This window comes from Thioclava sp. F28-4 (assembly GCF_002020045.1).
In the GTDB taxonomy this organism is placed as follows: domain Bacteria; phylum Pseudomonadota; class Alphaproteobacteria; order Rhodobacterales; family Rhodobacteraceae; genus Thioclava; species Thioclava sediminum.
Map to the genome: position 1 here is coordinate 1 of NZ_MPZQ01000027.1, position 15,926 is coordinate 15,926.

Here is a 15,926-nt window from a genome sequence, read left to right on the forward strand (position 1 = left end):
GCCAGTCGAGCCCGGCGAACAGGGCCTCGAACTGCGCCCGGTTCAAAGTCATCACGCCGTCCCGAACCGCCGGCCAGATGAAGGAACTCTCCTCAAGCCGCTTGTAGGCCATCACCAGCCCGGTGCCGTCCCAGAACAGGATCTTGAGCCTGTCAGCACGCTTCGCCCGGAACAAAAACACGGTGCCGGTGAACGGGTCCTCCTTCAGGACCGATGCGACCAGCGCGGCGAGCCCGTCGTGGCCCTTCCTGAAGTCGACCGGCTGGGTCGCCACGAGGATACGGACGGTGTGGGACGGCATCATCACGAGGACGCCCCGAGCGCATGGACGATCTCGGCAATCCGCACCGCCGGGGTGTCGGCGGCAAGCGCGATCGTCACGTCACCGAAGACGAGGCGCAGGCTGTCGTCCGACTGCCTCGAGGGCTGCGGCGCCTGCGGGGGCTTCGGCTCGCACAGGACAACCGGCGCGAAGGCCGTCGGCTCATCCGACATCTCGGCGGCCGGCAGGACCAGCTTGCCCTGTTTGGCCAGGCATCGCCACGCCGACAACTGGTTCGGCTTCATCCCGTAACGCGCCGCCACGGCGTTGACCGTCGCGCCCGGCTCAAGTGTCTCCGCGACAGCCTGTGCCTTCACCTTCTCCGGCCACCGGCGGTGCCCGCTCTCGAAGATCTCAACTCCCAGCGAACTGAGAAACGCAGTCTGAGCATCCATTGCGAAACGCACTCCCATCTTGAGATGGGTATCACCTCGCAGTCCGCGCCGGCGCAGACAACGTGCCGCTCAGACACCGCTTACATTGGAGTTATCTTTCCTGAGCGAAGAGTGCTCCGGGTAACGACGGCTAGATCTGCAAGAATGAGACCTAAAAGTTGTCTCGGGAGGAACCAACCCTATCGATGCTTGTTTCGATAATGTGCGGCCGATCGCGCAAAAACTCTTACTTTTTCAAAGTTGTTAGCCCTGCGAAGCCTTTCGAAAGGTCGGATCGTGAGACGCCCCACTCCGCGCCCATCTCATGGCACGCCGATAGCCCGCCCGGCGGTCGGTCTCGCTTCCCGCAAAAGCGCAAACGTGCCACAATCGGTTGCGCTCATCGGCAGCGGAGCTACGGCCATTTATGCGCTCAAGCACCTGATTGAGATCTCCTCCCCACTCACAATTCATATCTTCGAGCGCGAGCGCGAGATCGGGCCCGGGATGCCCTATCGAAATGGGGTTAACCACCCGCAGATGCTCGCCAATATAGGCAGTCGAGAGATCCCGCCCGTGGTGGAGAGCTTGGAAGCGTTTCTGCTACAGAGCAATGCGGCAACACTCGTAGAATTCGGGATCACTCGTGCGGAAATTGGGCCAGAGGCCTTTTATCCGCGGGTCGTCCTCGGCCGCTACTTTATCGCTCAAATAGCGGCTCTCATAGCGAAAGCGCGTGGCCGCGGACATAGTGTAGAGGTCCGCTCGCGCCATACTGTCGTGGATGTAGAGCCGACCAAGCTCGGGACGCGTGTGAAGTGGGAGACACCGCACGAAAGAGGCACGGAAACTTTCAACCACGTTATCCTGGCGACCGGGCATCAATGGCGCGATCGGAAGGATAACTCGGGAGTTCAGCTCCATTCGCCGTGGCCCGCGGAATCGTTGCGACGCTTCATTGGCTGTGCAGTAGGACTCCTTGGCAGTTCGCTTACTGCGATTGATGCTGCTGTCGCCCTGGCATCCTTCCAGGGGCGATTTGAAGAGAATGAGAACCAAGTGCGCTGGGTCCCCCACGCTCCCGACGCCGGGTTCACGATGGTAATGATGTCGCGCCGTGGTGTCTTACCCGATGCAGACTGGTATTACCCTCACCCGCTTCCGCCACTTTCGCTGTTTACCCACGAAGCGCTTTCAGAGCTCGTTAAGCACGACAACTTCCTGATCAATTGCCAATCGGTTCTTGCGAAAGAACTGGAGGCACTGGACCCCGCATATGCCGCACGCACGCGACCCGCGCAGCTTGAAGGGTTCGCGCAGCGCCATTTTGCCGATCGGCTGTCAACAAACTCTTGGGAGGATGTGCGTTCCGATTTGAGTCTCGCGAAGGCGAAGCGCGCCGCAAAGATCAGTGAACCATGGCGCGTGGGCTTACTGGCAGCACATGAAGTTTATCAGGGCATCGTTCAGCATCTGACACCTGAAGACCGCGCACTGTTTGATCGTGAATTGCTTCCGGTTTTCTCCGATGTCTATGCATCGGTGCCGCATCGCTCAATCGAACGCATGCTTGCGCTGCACGACGCTGGCGTGCTCGAACTCGTGAGGCTTGGGGAGGACTATACGATCGCGGCGGAGGGACAGACGGTAAGAATCACCGGTGCTTCCGGCACGATAACAGTTGAGCACTTGATCGATGCGCGCGGCCAAAGGCCTGCCGACCTCACCGAGTTGATGTTCCCGACGCTCCGCGATGCGGCCGATCTCGATCCAGAGACTCTACTGGTCAGCGGCCCGCATCAAGCAGCCGGAACGATAACCTGCGTGGCGATCCCGGTAGTGCTGAAACGCAACCCCTTCGTGCAGGGACTGGAAAATGCCGAAGCGTTGGGGCGGCGCGCCGCGCAGAACATCGCCGATGCAATCGCGTTCTGCAGCCAAGCCTAAGAGCACTCACCCGCTTCAAACAAACAACGGCGTAGCCACGAAGACTGCACCGTTGCTTCTTTCCGGACCTTTTCCCAATCACTCTGCCGCAGGCAAGAGAAAGGCGCGCTGCGCTCTCTCAACCTCGGCCACCCGGGCTGCGTCTTTCGTTTTCGTATGCGAGGGGGCGAGCTTGTCGATCACGCGGCACGTCGTCGCGTAGGGCATGTCTTCCATTTGGGAGCAAAGCGCATAATCCATCTCGTCGGGTTCGCGCAGGATACGAATGCCGTTCGGCGTGTTCTCGTTGAGTCCATCAGACGAAAAGCGTGGGGCCTGCGTTCCATCGGCATGCAATGCGCATGTTATTGATGGAAAACCTTTGCACCCGTAACCCAGAAGATGGGAATGCCCTTCTCGTCGAGGGTGCGACCGAAATCAGCATCTCGCCGACATAGCTAACATAGCGCTCATCAAACAAAGCGGACAGAGCCCAGCTCTCGCGATCGGGTGACACCTCTCAAGTTTGGAGGGAGGTTCCGCTTGATCCTTAAAGGGTGAGGGGTTGGTGGTTTCGAGCATGTCAGAAAGGGCCCCTCTTCGCACCTCGCACTAAGTCTGCCCCCCGCCCCAACGCCACCCAACCCAAGCGTTCGTCGCCCACCGGAACCTGGCGCGGCAGAGGGCGTTACCCCAAGGTCAAGCATAAGGAGCCGCCCATGGCCTCACGCGCGATCTGGAAAGGCCAGCTGCGACTGTCGCTGGTCAGCATCCCCGTCGAAATCCACTCCGCGACCAAAACGGGCGCGCGGCTCTCGTTCCGGCAAATCCACGGCCCCTCCGGCAAGCGCGTCCATTACGAGAAAACCGTCTCCGGTATTGGGCCTATCGATGCCGACGAGATCCTCAAGGGCTACGAGATCGGCGATGACGAGTATCTGCTGCTCGAACCCGAGGAGATCGACGCGATCAAGCTCGAGACCAAGAAGACGCTCGAACTCGTGCAGTTCGTCGACGCGCCCGAAATCCCGCCGCTCTATTACGATCGACCCTATTACGTCGTGCCGACCGACGATCTCGCGCAGGATGCCTACCGGGTGGTGCGCGATGCGCTACGGCAATCGAAGAAGGTCGGGCTTGGGCAACTGGTGATGCGCGGCAAGGAATATCTCTGCGCACTGCGACCCTGCGGCGACGGTATCCTGCTGGAGACGCTGCATTACGCCGATGAAATTCGCGAGGCCGATCCGCTGTTTTCCGACATCGAGGACGAGCCGGCGGACAAGGAGCTGTTGGAGGTCGCCACGCAGCTGATAGACCGCAAGACCGACAGTTTCGACGCATCCGCCTTCACCGATCACTACGATGCGGCGCTGCGCGATCTGATCGACCGCAAGCGCAAGTCGAAGAAGACGCCCCGCGCCAAGACGGGAGAGGACGACAGCAGCAGAGGCGGCGATAACGTGGTCGACCTGATGTCCGCGCTGCAGGACAGCCTCAAGGCCGATGGCGGCGGCAAATCCGGCTCGAAGTCCGGGGGCAAATCGACGGGTCGGAAATCGTCATCGAAAACCTCCGGTTCGAAGTCGTCCGCGTCGAAATCCAGCAGATCCTCCGGCGCGAAGTCTTCAACCAAGAAGTCCGCGTGATGGGAAGCCTCGACCGTTATCTCGAGATGCGCGACTTCGCGCAGACGCCAGAGCCCGATGGCGGCACTGCCTCGGGCCATCTCGCGCCGCGCTATTCGATCCAAAAACACGACGCGACCCGCACACATTTCGATCTGCGCCTCGAATGGGAGGACGTGCTGCTGTCCTGGGCGATCACCAAGGGACCGTCTTTCGATCCGGGTGAAAAACGGCTCGCGGTGCGGACCGAGGATCACCCGCTGGATTACCTCACCTTCGAGGGCACGATACCGAAGGACAATTATGGCGCGGGCACGGTGATGCTCTGGGATCTGGGGCATTGGCAGCCGCTGATCCCGGTCGGCAAGGCGCTCAAGAAAGGGCATCTGCATTTGCGCCTGCATGGCGCGCGACTCACCGGCGAGTGGCACCTGATCCGCATGAAAACCGAAAGCAAACGCGAGAACTGGCTGCTGATGAAGGCGGAGGACGCGGCGAGCGGCGCGCGCGATCCGGTGGCGCGCTATCGCCGCTCTGTCCAGAGCCAGCGCACGATGCGCGAGATCGCTACCGACAAGGCGCCCATCGAGACGCAGGTGGGCAAGCGCCCCGGCTTCTCCAAGCCGCAGCTCGCGACGCTCTCTGACAAGATGGTCGCAGGCGACGGGTGGTGGCACGAGCTGAAATTCGACGGCTACCGCGCCCTGATCGCGCTTGGCAAAGGCGGTCCGCGTGTCTTCACCCGCAACGGCAAGGATTGGACGGATCGCTTCGACGACCTGCTACCCGCGCTGGCCGAGGTCGACTGCGACAGCGCCCTGATCGACGGCGAGATCGTCGCAGGCGCAGGGCTCGACGGGTTTTCGGAGCTGCAAAAGGCGATCACCGCAGGTGGACCGTTCCGCTTCTACGGCTTCGACATCCTGTCGCGCGACGGTAACGACCTGCGCAAGGCGCCGCTCTCCGAACGCCGCGAGGTTTTGGAAGAGGTGATGAAGCCGCTCCCCGCGCTTGGGCCCGCGCAGCTCTCTCCGGTGATCTCGAAAGATCCCGAGAGTGCATTCGACACAATCTGCAAGGCGGGCGGCGAGGGGCTGATCGCAAAGCGCATTGACGCGCCCTATCGCGGCGCGCGCTCTAAGGCGTGGATGAAGGTCAAATGCGAGCGCCGCGACGAGTTCGTCATCCTTGGCTGGCAGGAAAGCGACAAGCGCGGTCGGCCCTTCGCCTCGCTGGCGCTGGGGGCCGCCGAGGGCGACGGCTGGCGCTATGTCGGCAAGGTCGGCACCGGCTTCGACGAGAATCAGGCCGAGGCGTTGGCCAAGGCGATGAAACCGCTCGCTCGCAAGACCGCCCCCGCGGATGTCGAGGCGTCGGAGGCAAAGGGCATGCACTGGATCACGCCCGAGCTGGTTGCGGAAATTCGCTATGCCGAGCGCACCGGGGGCGACCGACTGCGGCACGCGGTCTTCCTCGGGCTGCGCGAGGACAAGCCCGCGCGCACGGTGCGGCTGGACAATGACATAGCCTCCGAGGAGCGCCCGAACGTTGCGGGGATCGGGATTTCCTCGCCCGATCGAGTGGTCTTCGAAGGTGCGGGCTATACCAAGTTGGACGTGGCGCGCTACTACGAGGCAATGGCCGATCGCATCCTTCCGCATCTTGCCGAGCACCCGGTGTCGCTGCTGCGGCTGCCGGAAGGTCTGGGCGGCGAGCGCTTTTTCCAGAAACACGCGGGGCGCGGCTTTCCTGACGGGATCGAGAATGTCGAGATCACGGAGAGCGACGGCAAAACCGCGCAATACATGATGATCCGAAAGGCGGAAGGTCTGGTCGCGGCGGCGCAGATGGGCACGATCGAGTTCCATATCTGGGGCAGCCGCGTCGACCGGCTGGAGCGGCCCGACCGTCTGGTCTTCGATCTCGATCCCGACGAGGGGCTGGATTTCGCGGCGGTAAGGGATGCGGGTTTCGAGATCCGCGATCTGCTCGCCGAGTTGGACATGCAGAGTTGGCCGCTCCTGTCCGGCGGCAAGGGTGTCCATGTAACGGTGCCGCTGCGGCGCAGTGCCGGTTGGGACACGGTGAGGCTTTTCGCGCGGGTCTTCTCGCATTTGCTCGTGGCGCGGTCGCCCAAGCGCTACACCGCCGAAATGTCGAAGGCGAAGCGGAAGGGCCGGATTTTCGTCGACTGGCTGCGCAACGGTGAGGGAGCCACGGCGATCGCGCCCTATTCGCTGCGTGCACGGCCCGGGGCGCCGGTCGCGATGCCGGTCTCGTGGGACGAGCTGAAGAAAGTCCGCAAGGCCAACGCCTTCGATCTGGGCGCGGCGCTGAAGCGTGATGCAGAGATCGCGTTTCCCGACGCCGTTTCGATTAGTCAGGGCCGGGTCGACAAGCTCAAGGACATGCTGGAGGCTTCGGAGTAGCGCGCCTCATGCGAGGGTCGCCGTGCCACGGAGGTCGGATGCGAAATGCTTAACGACATTGAGCGGTTGGGCAACTGATCTTCCGAGAGTTCCGAGACGCCTGAGAGGCGCGCGACCTGCCGCGTCGCTCGTTCTTTTGTCTTGAGCACAGCGGCAATCGGCCTCGAACATGTGTGCTTGACCTAAGCCTTCGGCGGGCGGAAAGTTTCTCGCGCAAAAGTAGAGAAGAACTAGCGTGACTTGATGAGTGTCGACTACGTCAGGATTTCCTTGGAGGACGGATGTCAATCTTACGAGTGCTTGCAGCGGCGGGGACCATCTTGGGTCTCGCCTCCCTCGCGGGCCTTGGGCTCTCCTCTTTTTTGGGGCATCTTCAGGTTCCACCCGCTATCGCCGTCGCCGTAACAGGGTTTACCTATCTGTGCATGGCTGTGCTCTTGTGGGGCGGAGATCTCGCCAGCAGGTTCAGGCCTCGTGAGGACGAGAATGCCTCTCAGAGTATCCTCTGCCCGCGTTGCCACCAGCCCGTGGAGATTCGACGTGCTGAACGGGCCGCCTATTGCCGGGCCTGCGGGGCTCGGATCCCTCCGCGGCGAGACCCGCCGATCTCGTAGAAAGATTGGGCCGCGAAGGCCCTCTTCTCGTCTGATTGGGGCTGAACGAACTCAGTTATTCACGTCCCAAATCTTGCAATTAAGCGCGACGAGACGGAAGTTCTGACCCTTGGGGGCGCCTCGCGAAGATCCTCGGACTGAATGGCCTTGAGGGAGCGAGCTCCTCTCGGGGCCGACCGAGACGCCCGATAGGGCGCCCTGACAGAGAGGGCGGATTCCGGTCGTTCGCTGCAGACGCAAACCGCTTTAGCCGCCAGATCGAAAGAGGATGTTCAACTCGAACCATTTCCCGAAATTGCGCCGCGCCGCGGCAAGGCGGCTTCGGGCCCGGAGCTCCATCCCAGCCATTTCAAGTCAGAGATTTGATGGGCAGCCCTGCTTGATCGCACAGGCCGGGAAAATTCAGGCGAGCCAGCCAAAATCTGTTAACACGCTGTCATAAAATAGACTTCGATGCGCGGAACACTCTTCGCGCATAGACCCGCGAGAGCAGATCAAAAGCTCAACTCTCGCCTGGAACGCCACTGGTCAAGCCGAGCATCGTCGCATGCCACGCAGCCTCCGCCCGCGAGGAAATGCCGAGTTTCTTGTAAATGGACTTGATGTGGGTGGCGACCGTATTGCCGGACAAGCCCAACAGGGCCGAAACATCGGAATTGCGCATGCCACGCCCAATGAGGGCAAGAACCTCTCTTTCTCGTGCCGTCAAGACTTCCTCGTCGCCGACAGCTGGGCCCGTGCGTCGAAAATGCTCAATGATGCGACGTGCAACCGGCGGCGAAAGCGCCGGAATGCCCTGAGACAGTTGCGACAGCTGGAGGATGACCAGCTCGGCGGGTTGTTCCTTGAGAATGTAGCCATCCGCCCCCGCAGAGAGCGCTGCAACGATGTTTTCGTCACCTCCCAGAACGGTGGTGACCACATAGAGCCCCCGCGTGGACCGGGTCCGCAGGGCGCGCAACACGTCAATGCCGCTCCCGTCGGGCAGCTTCAGGTCGATCAGGGCCAAATCATAGTCATTCTGACCTGCCGCCGATAACCCCGCCTGGCAGGTTGCGGCCAGATCGATCTGAAGCGGGCCGGGAAAGGAGGCTTGTGCGATGTCGTGCAGCCACGTCCGCGCTTCCGCCAAATCTTCAAGGATCAAGGCGCGCATCATTCAAATTTCCCCCAGAAGTTCGAGCTGCCCCGAGGCCTTGAGCCCCGGCGCCGCATCCTCGAAAGCAATATGTCCCCCCAGGGCCAGGATTCGAGCGTTGATATTGGCAAGCCCGTGGCCCTGATCTGGCGCCTCGGCCGGCAGGCCGACACCATCATCGCGCACCGTGAACCGAAGTGTGCCGTTCCGATACGTAAGCCGCACATCGAGGCTGCGGCCCTTCGAATGGCGTAGGGCATTGCTCACCAACTCCCGCAGAACAGACCGAAAGCCATGCGCCGCACCGGAGGCGACGAAGGCGGCCTCGTCGTCACAGGTCGTGTCCCATGTCAGCCGGATATTGGCAAATTCCAGACGCTCGGAGGTTTCCAGCCGCAGATCCGCGAGCAGATCCCCGATGCTCAGGCCGCCGCGCGCCGCGTTCTTCACGATGTCGCGCATGTCGGCAATCGTGTCTCGAATAAGCGTGTCCTTGCGCTGGTCCGTCTTGCTGTGTAGCGCCGAAAGCAATTGCGCCCCGAGATTGTCGTGCAAGTCGCGCGCGATGCGGATGCGTTCGTCCTGCATTCCGCTGCTATAGGCATTCCGGCTGCTGATCGCATGGGCCAGCATGGTGTGGATTTCGGTGGCGAAACGCTGGTCTTCCAGATTGAAAAGGGCGCGTCCAGTCCTTGCATAGGACAGGCGCAGCGGATCAAGCTCGGACACCCCAGGAATGATCAGCGAGACGCCTTCATTGACCAGCCGCGGATGCGATTGTTCGGAGCCGGTATCGATGGCGATTTCAAGCGGTTCAAAGCAGTCACGTAGCACCTGTTGCCATTTTCCCTGCCGCAACTCGTGGGGCGCGAGCGCCACGTCCACGATCCTGTTGAAGATTGCATCGCGCGGCACCCGGCTTTTTGGCGTGAGCCAGACTGCGAGCCTTTCGCGCAACGGTAGATAGATCCACGCAATCGCCGCCAGCGACAGCGCGAAGGCCGCCGGACGGCTAAGCGAGACAACGTAGATCAGCACCGCATCAATCATCACCAATAGCGCCACGGCACCGAAATAGAACACCAACCGAAACGTCACGCGATCGAGATCGAAAAGCTGATACCGGGCCACGCCTGCCGCGACGCCCATAAATAGAAGCGCGAAGAGGGCAAAGGCATAACCTTGCGACAAGACCGGTTCGGCGGAGAACAGGGGCGGCACGAGAATAAACAGGACGAAGCCCCCCGCCCCCGCTCCGACCGACAGCGCGAACCAACGCACGGCAGCCCTCGCGGCCGGGTCTCCGGCGGTCTTTACGAATTGAGCGATGCCCGCCAGCACGATGGCCAGCATCAGCAGAACCGCCGGAAGATGAAAAAGTTCTGCTGGTCCAAGCGGGAGGGCGCGTGCCGTCTCCACCACCCAGCCCCCGGCGAAGAAGACGGTAAGCCCCCACAACAGCCGCATGGACACCAGCCTGACCGGGTAGACGAGCAGCAAAGACAGCATCGCAACCCCGAACATCAGGGCCCCGGCGTGGTTGAGGGCGCCAAGCCACCGGAACAGGGCCCCCGGAAGGGCCAGTTCCCGTGTCGAATAAAGCGCCGCCGCAAAGGCGGACAGCATGACCCCGCCCCCCGCGATGGCAAGCAGCCGCGCGGGCAACTGGCCCCGGCGCAGGCTCAGCACCCAGACCCCGATCATCGCGCTGACCATGCCCGACAGGATCTGCACCCAGAACACGGGCGGAAGGCTGGTGATCGGGCGGCTTGACCGGGGCACGACGGTGAAACGCGCCGCATCGTCTCCGCCGGTTTCAAGAATGACCTGCGGTGCGCGGATAAGCGTGTTCAGCTTCTGCTGGCGGTCGAGGAACATCCGCATCGCGACGAAGTCCTCCGCCACGTCCGGCTCCTCGACCATGTCGAAGGCAACCAGTGGCATGCCCGAAAGCGCCACGAGGGGCGCCCCGACGAGACTTGGTGGAAGAACCTGTGACGCCGGTCCGTCCGGGGCGATGGCCCGGATCATCACCGCACGCGCCTCGGCTCCCGTTTCCGGCTCAGCTGAAAGGCGCAGGCCCATCCATGGCTGCGCCAGAGCCACGAAAACCGTGAGCGCCGCGATCAAAGCGCACAGAACCGCAGTGCCGATCAAAATCCTGACCGGCGTAAATCGTCGTGCCAAGTCGTTCTCCGCCGTCCGCGCCTCATGAAGTTGCACTTGAAAAAGACAGGCTCGCCAGAGGCTTCTCACCTGTTCAAGTGATACCCACACCAACCAAACAAACTTAGTGTCGCCTTAGCAAGGGATTTGAATACGGGACGAAATAAAATGACAACCATCGGTAAACGGCGCCGGTTCATGGGGACTTCGGCGCTTCTGTCCGTGTGTCTTCCTTTCTGCAATCCGGCGTTTGCAGACGTGAACACGCAACTCGAAACCATCACCCCGGCGGAGGATACGCGCGCCTACTACGGGGACACGCCTGATCCACGGGACGAGAACTACAGCTACAGGTTGACCCACGAGGCCGTCGTGGGCGGGATGACAGCGGACGGCAACGCGTTCGTGGGAACCGTTTACCGCAACTACTCGAACGCCATCTACGCCGGGTTCGAATGGACCGAGACGGGCGGCGTCGGGCCTGCGGGAAATGCCGCCGCCACGACCCCCTCCGAGGCCTATTACTACTTCACGGCGAACGACATTTCGGCAGACGGATCCGTTATCGTCGGCAAGGCCGCAGGCGGCATTTCAAATCATCCAGGGGTTCAGCGCGCCTATCGATGGACGGCTGCGGAAGGGTATCAGGATCTTGGCACCGTGGATCGGACGGCCACGTTCGGCCAGTCCGATGCCCGCGCCGTTTCCGGCGACGGCCGCACCGTCGTCGGCTATGACCGCGCGCTAAATGGCAGCGAAACGGCGTTTCGATGGACGCAAGAAACCGGCATGGTCAGCCTTGGTTTTCTACCCGGACGCACCTCTTCCGGAAATGACTGGGCGCGTGGCGCGTCTTGGGATGGCAGCGTGATTGTCGGACAGGCAACCGGCGCCCCCGAGGGCTCCTTTGGCGCCAGCGCCCTGAAACCGTTCCGCTGGACCGAGGCAACGGGGATGGAACAGTTGTCGATCCCGGCAGGCAACAACCCCTACGCGCTCGATACAGGTTACGCCAGCGACGTGTCGTGGGACGGGCGCGTGATCGTCGGCGCGATGCAGCCGGGCGGCGTCTATGGTCATCGCGCCGTGCGCTGGACCGACGGCACCATGGCCTTGCTGGGCACGCTGCCCGAGGTAGAGGCGGCCCAGGCGGCGGACATCTCCGAAGCGCTCGGTGTGTCCGGCAATGGCGACGTCATCGTCGGCTTGGTGAATGGCTTCGACAGCCGCACCCATGGCTTCCGCTGGACCGAAGACGGCGGGATGCAGACTGTCGAGGACTGGCTACGCGACAGTGGCGCGACGATTGACGCATCAGTTCCCGGCCGCTCCGAAATCACGCTGACGGCAGTCTCGACCAATGCGGACGGATCGGTCGTCGTCGGGATCACCCGCGACAGCGAGACCTATATCGCCCGTGGTAACGGAACAGGCTCTGCCGCCCTGCCCGGCTCCGGCGACACCGGCGGAGGTGACACCGGCGGAGGCGACACCGGCGGAGGCGATACCGGCGGAGGCGACACCGGCGGAGGTGGCACCGGCGGCGGCGTCACCGGCGGCGGTGATACCGGCAGCGGCGATACCGGCGGCGGCGACACTGGCGGAGGCAATACCGGCGGAGGCGACACCGGCGGAGGTGGCACCGGCGGCGGCGACACCGGGGGCGGCGACACTGGCGGAGGCGATACCGGCGGAGGCAATACCGGAGGCGGCAATACCGGCAGCGGCGTGGGCATCATTACGGTTTCCAGCCTGGGTTCCAGCCTCGCGACGACCGGTGCCGCAAATACGACGACGACCCGCAGCCTCGGTGTCATCGTCAATGGCGCAGGCTCGCGTCCGCTTGACCGACGTGTCGAACAGGGGCGCTCCATCTTCTGGACGGGCGGCGATTGGGGAACGGACCAGATCGACGGCAAGGACGGTCGCTTTGGTCTTGGTGAGGTCGGCTTTGGCCATAACTTCGGCGCGTTTCAGCTGAACGGCGTGGTCGGCACGATTGCCAATCATCAAGACGCGATCCTTGGCGGGAAAACCGAAACCCGCGCCACCTATGTCAAGCTCGAAGCTCTGCGCCAGTTGAGCGGCACGAACGACCGCGGGCTTTGGGCCGCGTTCACGGCCTCGGGTCTGTGGGGCACGGCCGAGCTTACGCGCGGCTATCTCGTGGGCGGCGGCGCGCTCGACACGTCTCGAGGCAAAACGGATGTCGAAGCCTACGGGATCCGCGCTCGCCTCCAATACGAGAACATCGTGCCGATGATCTCTCCCTATGGCGAGCTTTCGCACTCCAAGTCATGTCTTGACGCATATAGCGAAAGCGGGGGCGCATTCCCGGCCGCCTTCGACCGGCTCTGCGACGAGGCAACGGAACTTCGGCTCGGTTTCGATGCGGAAGTGCCTTTGTCCAGCAGGATCAACCTGCTCGGCACGCTTGAAGGGGTTCACCGTTTTCAGGACAGCGGCTCTAGCGTGGCGGGCGAAGTGATCGGCATCGGCGCCTTCGACCTGGGTGCGCCGGATTACCAACAGGACTGGCTGCGCGCCGGCCTGGGTATTTCTGCGGATCTTGGTGGATCGAAACTCAGCATCATTGCTAACGGCACCACCAAAGGTGAAGCGGCAGATGCGTGGATCGCCGCGAACTGGAGCATCAAGTTCTGAGACACGATAGCACAGTCGGCCAGACACCTTTGCGCCGACTGTGCGTTCCTCTAATGGCATGTGTGAATGCGTTTTCATCGGCTATGAGCCGTCGAACGGCTCTGTGCGCACAGCATCGTTACGCCGAACCTGATGTCGTGCGAGCTGCGAATTGCAGGAAGGTCCGACTTGTGGCGCTATCCAACCCAAAAATGCGGCAAGACGCACGAACGACGTCTTCTGGCCGTCCTCGCCAGATGATCGCCTCGCCCAGGTGGGCTGATCCCCGCAGCGCTCTATGACCGGTTCGAGCCCCTTTTGACCGTGATCCAATACGCGGATAAAGGGAGGTAACGAAAATGCATTCGACTGGCTGCGGGGCGTGCCTGTCGGGAGGTGTGTGAATGGACGACAATCCAGCCATCGGACAATGCCTGTGCGGCGCAGTGAAATTCCGCATATCGGGAAAGTTCGAGAGCTTTTTCCTGTGCCACTGCGCCCGTTGCCGCAAGGACAGCGGGTCGGCCCACTCGGCAAACCTGTTTTCGTCCACGGCCAAAATTACATGGATATCAGGTGAGGAAAACATCAAGACGTTCCGGCTCCCCGGTTCACGCCACGTGAAGAGCTTTTGCTCCGACTGCGGGGCCGCGCTGCCTGTTTCCCAACCGGAGGTTGATTTGCTTGTGGTGCCAGCAGGATCGCTTGACAGCCGGATCGACATGCGACCCAATGCGCATATCTACTGTTCCAGTCGCGCGATTTGGGACAACGACCTGGCCTCCATTGAGAGTATCGACGGGCTTCCCGGCTGAACGGTCGCGCCGATAATGCATCTCGGACAACAACCAGACGACAAGGGCGCGACCGTCGGCTTCGTCTCGCACACCGACGTTTTAATCGAAAAGTGCTGCTCGGCACGTGAACGGCTGCCTCGAGGGGCCGCACCGCAGCATTCGGACCGCGATGCCAGGGTCGGCTCAGGGCCGAGAGCGTCGATACGGTCGGGCGAGTCTCACGACAGGTTTGCCGCGACGCCGCATGGCCGCTTCGAGCCCAAACTGACCGTGTTGTTCTTGGGAGATTTCGCACTTGCAGCGCGGAGGCGTCCGGCGCATTTCGGCCCTTAGCGGCCGTTCGCCGGCCGGTCTAACGCTGCAGCGCGGTTTCACCGAACCGGACCTTCGCTCAGCGCGCAGAATCTCCACCGCCCTAATGACCGCTGATCGGACGAAGCGAACGTTCTCGAAATCCCGTGGCTATAGCCAGCTGTAGCGATGTGGATCTCGTGATTTGAGCGCCTCTTTCATACGCTTGCGTTCTCCTCGCGTTGCAGCCGCAAGGATCGACCGGATCTCTCGATCAATCGTTTCCTGATCGGCGCCCAAGGCTTCCGCTTTCGCATACCAGTCGGTGCCAGCCATGAGGTCCCCCATTTCCATGTGGACTGCACCAAGCAGCGTGCAGGGGCGAAAGTCGGTTGGTGTCAGTTCGTGAGCCTCGTCACCGGACAGCTTTGCTTCATCGTAACGGTGGAGGTCACGCAGAGCGCCGCCTCGTGTCGTAAGGGCCGCCGAGCGCATTTTCTTATCAGTGACCTGACTGAGCGCCTGCCCGGCTATGGCGAGTCCTGTTTCGGCACAACCGGCTTTCCTCCAATGCGCACATGCATTGATGGCCTGCCAAACATCGTTGGTGTGATGCCATGCTTCGGTAAATGCTTCTGCTTTGTTGCAGTGGTGGGCTTTACGCAGTTCTTCGGTCCAGTAGTCTGAGCCCGTAGAGCCCAGCCAGAGAAGGTCATCAGTTTCGATCGGATTTCCATCTGCGACCGATCGGAGAATACGCATGACCCTCCCGTAATGCGCGCGGTCAATATAGCCTTGGCCGAACAGGTCAAGAAAACGACGACGCTCGAGCTGTTTTTCCCTCTTCGCGAATAATACGTTATTCGTTTGCTCGGTCGCTTCATCTCTTCGGCGACGTTCAGCCGCTTCTTTTTGCTCAGCGGCAATCTTTGCTTTGAGACGTCGTTCCTTTTCCATCCGTGAATTTTCACGAAAAGCGTCCCTGTCCAGTTTGCCGATGGCTAACTGAAGGAGCGCTTCGTATCCGCGCTCTCGCAAAAAATGCTGTTGAATGACAGTCAGCGGAGAGCAAGCCTCAACCCGTTGAAGAACGGCGTGAAGGCGACTTCCAGGAATAGCGGCGCCAGGCACGTCATCGAGGAAATACATTGAGGCAAGACCAGTATTAGATGAGTTCAAGGTGCGCTCCCTCCGTGAGCCGTTGCAATCAGACTGCGTCAGGCTGTCTACTGATCGCAAGTCAATATTTCCGCCGGTTTCCGGCGCTAATATTTCCACTATGGACCTGCGGCGTTGAGGCCATAAGGGGAGACTTTCTTTGAAAGACGAGCCGTCGCTTCGGTCTCCAAGCCGACTTGAAACAGTGCGACACGACCCCGCACGCCTCATCGCCTCGGACTGGTTTTCTCCATGACTGCTGTAAGCAGAACGGCATTTCTGTGCGCGCATATCGAGCCCGAGTGAAAGCTGGCTGTCGCGAAGTCATTGCCGCAACCATGGGCTTGAGTTGGCGCAGTGAACGGCCGAGGCTGTGTGGAAACTGAAGTCCATGGTATATTTCCGCAAGGCAGCGGGAGGCACGGATGGCGGGTTTCATT

10 protein-coding genes are annotated in these 15,926 nt (G+C 61.7%); 5 read left to right on the plus strand and 5 right to left on the minus strand.

The window, feature by feature from the left end; translation table 11 throughout:
* Together tnpB and BMI87_RS23055 are read right to left on the minus strand one after the other, a co-directional pair.
* A partial coding sequence (gene tnpB, locus BMI87_RS21105; RefSeq protein ID WP_146681720.1) for an IS66 family insertion sequence element accessory protein TnpB occupies positions 1–304 on the minus strand: 304 nt, incomplete at its 3' end.
* Positions 304–717, minus strand: coding sequence for a transposase (locus BMI87_RS23055; protein ID WP_371326898.1), 414 nt, complete (start codon positions 715–717; stop codon positions 304–306). The genes BMI87_RS23055 and tnpB, both read right to left, overlap by 1 nt.
* 360 nt (positions 718–1,077) lie before the next feature.
* Here BMI87_RS23055 and BMI87_RS21115 point away from each other — a divergent pair, with 360 nt between their 5' ends.
* The 3 genes from BMI87_RS21115 to ligD all read left to right on the plus strand — a co-directional run bounded on the left by BMI87_RS21115 (position 1,078) and on the right by ligD (position 6,679).
* Complete coding sequence (locus BMI87_RS21115; RefSeq protein WP_168173875.1) at positions 1,078–2,643, plus strand: FAD/NAD(P)-binding protein; 1,566 nt, start codon at positions 1,078–1,080, stop codon at positions 2,641–2,643.
* Between the two features lie 698 nt (positions 2,644–3,341).
* A complete protein-coding gene (locus BMI87_RS21120; protein WP_078523458.1) occupies positions 3,342–4,271 on the plus strand; it encodes a Ku protein in 930 nt (309 codons plus the stop codon).
* On the plus strand, positions 4,271–6,679 hold the full coding sequence (gene ligD / locus BMI87_RS21125; RefSeq protein WP_078523459.1) for a DNA ligase D: 2,409 nt from the start codon (positions 4,271–4,273) through the stop codon (positions 6,677–6,679). Before BMI87_RS21120 ends, ligD begins: the two co-directional genes overlap by 1 nt.
* Before the next feature lie 1,116 nt (positions 6,680–7,795).
* Here the strand turns inward: ligD and BMI87_RS21130 are convergent.
* Together BMI87_RS21130 and BMI87_RS21135 are read right to left on the minus strand one after the other, a co-directional pair.
* Positions 7,796–8,452: a response regulator transcription factor gene (locus tag BMI87_RS21130; protein ID WP_078523460.1), complete on the minus strand. Its 657-nt coding sequence runs from the start codon at positions 8,450–8,452 to the stop codon at positions 7,796–7,798.
* On the minus strand, positions 8,453–10,618 hold the full coding sequence (locus BMI87_RS21135) for an ATP-binding protein (RefSeq protein WP_078523461.1): 2,166 nt from the start codon (positions 10,616–10,618) through the stop codon (positions 8,453–8,455).
* 147 nt (positions 10,619–10,765) lie between these two features.
* Here BMI87_RS21135 and BMI87_RS21140 point away from each other — a divergent pair, with 147 nt between their 5' ends.
* Positions 10,766–13,261, plus strand: coding sequence for an autotransporter domain-containing protein (locus tag BMI87_RS21140; protein WP_078523462.1), 2,496 nt, complete (start codon positions 10,766–10,768; stop codon positions 13,259–13,261).
* Positions 13,262–13,644: 383 nt separating this feature from the next.
* Positions 13,645–14,055, plus strand: a complete 411-nt coding sequence (locus tag BMI87_RS21145) for a GFA family protein (RefSeq protein WP_078523463.1) — start codon at positions 13,645–13,647, stop codon at positions 14,053–14,055.
* A 444-nt stretch (positions 14,056–14,499) separates the two neighbouring features.
* Here the strand turns inward: BMI87_RS21145 and BMI87_RS21150 are convergent, their stop codons facing one another.
* Positions 14,500–15,477, minus strand: coding sequence for a hypothetical protein (locus tag BMI87_RS21150; RefSeq protein ID WP_146681721.1), 978 nt, complete (start codon positions 15,475–15,477; stop codon positions 14,500–14,502).
* Positions 15,478–15,926: the final 449 nt, after the last annotated feature.

Excerpts from the sequence above, each read along its gene's own strand:
- BMI87_RS21120 (WP_078523458.1), top strand. The coding sequence starts at position 3,342 with ATGGCCTCACGCGCGATCTGGAAAGGCCAGCTGCGACTGTCGCTGGTC.
- BMI87_RS21140 (WP_078523462.1), top strand. The coding sequence starts at position 10,766 with ATGACAACCATCGGTAAACGGCGCCGGTTCATGGGGACTTCGGCGCTT.
- BMI87_RS21150 (WP_146681721.1), bottom strand. The coding sequence starts at position 15,477 with ATGTATTTCCTCGATGACGTGCCTGGCGCCGCTATTCCTGGAAGTCGC.
- BMI87_RS21145 (WP_078523463.1), top strand. The coding sequence starts at position 13,645 with ATGGACGACAATCCAGCCATCGGACAATGCCTGTGCGGCGCAGTGAAA.
- BMI87_RS21130 (WP_078523460.1), bottom strand. The coding sequence starts at position 8,452 with ATGATGCGCGCCTTGATCCTTGAAGATTTGGCGGAAGCGCGGACGTGG.
- ligD (WP_078523459.1), top strand. The coding sequence starts at position 4,271 with ATGGGAAGCCTCGACCGTTATCTCGAGATGCGCGACTTCGCGCAGACG.
- BMI87_RS23055 (WP_371326898.1), bottom strand. The coding sequence starts at position 717 with ATGGATGCTCAGACTGCGTTTCTCAGTTCGCTGGGAGTTGAGATCTTC.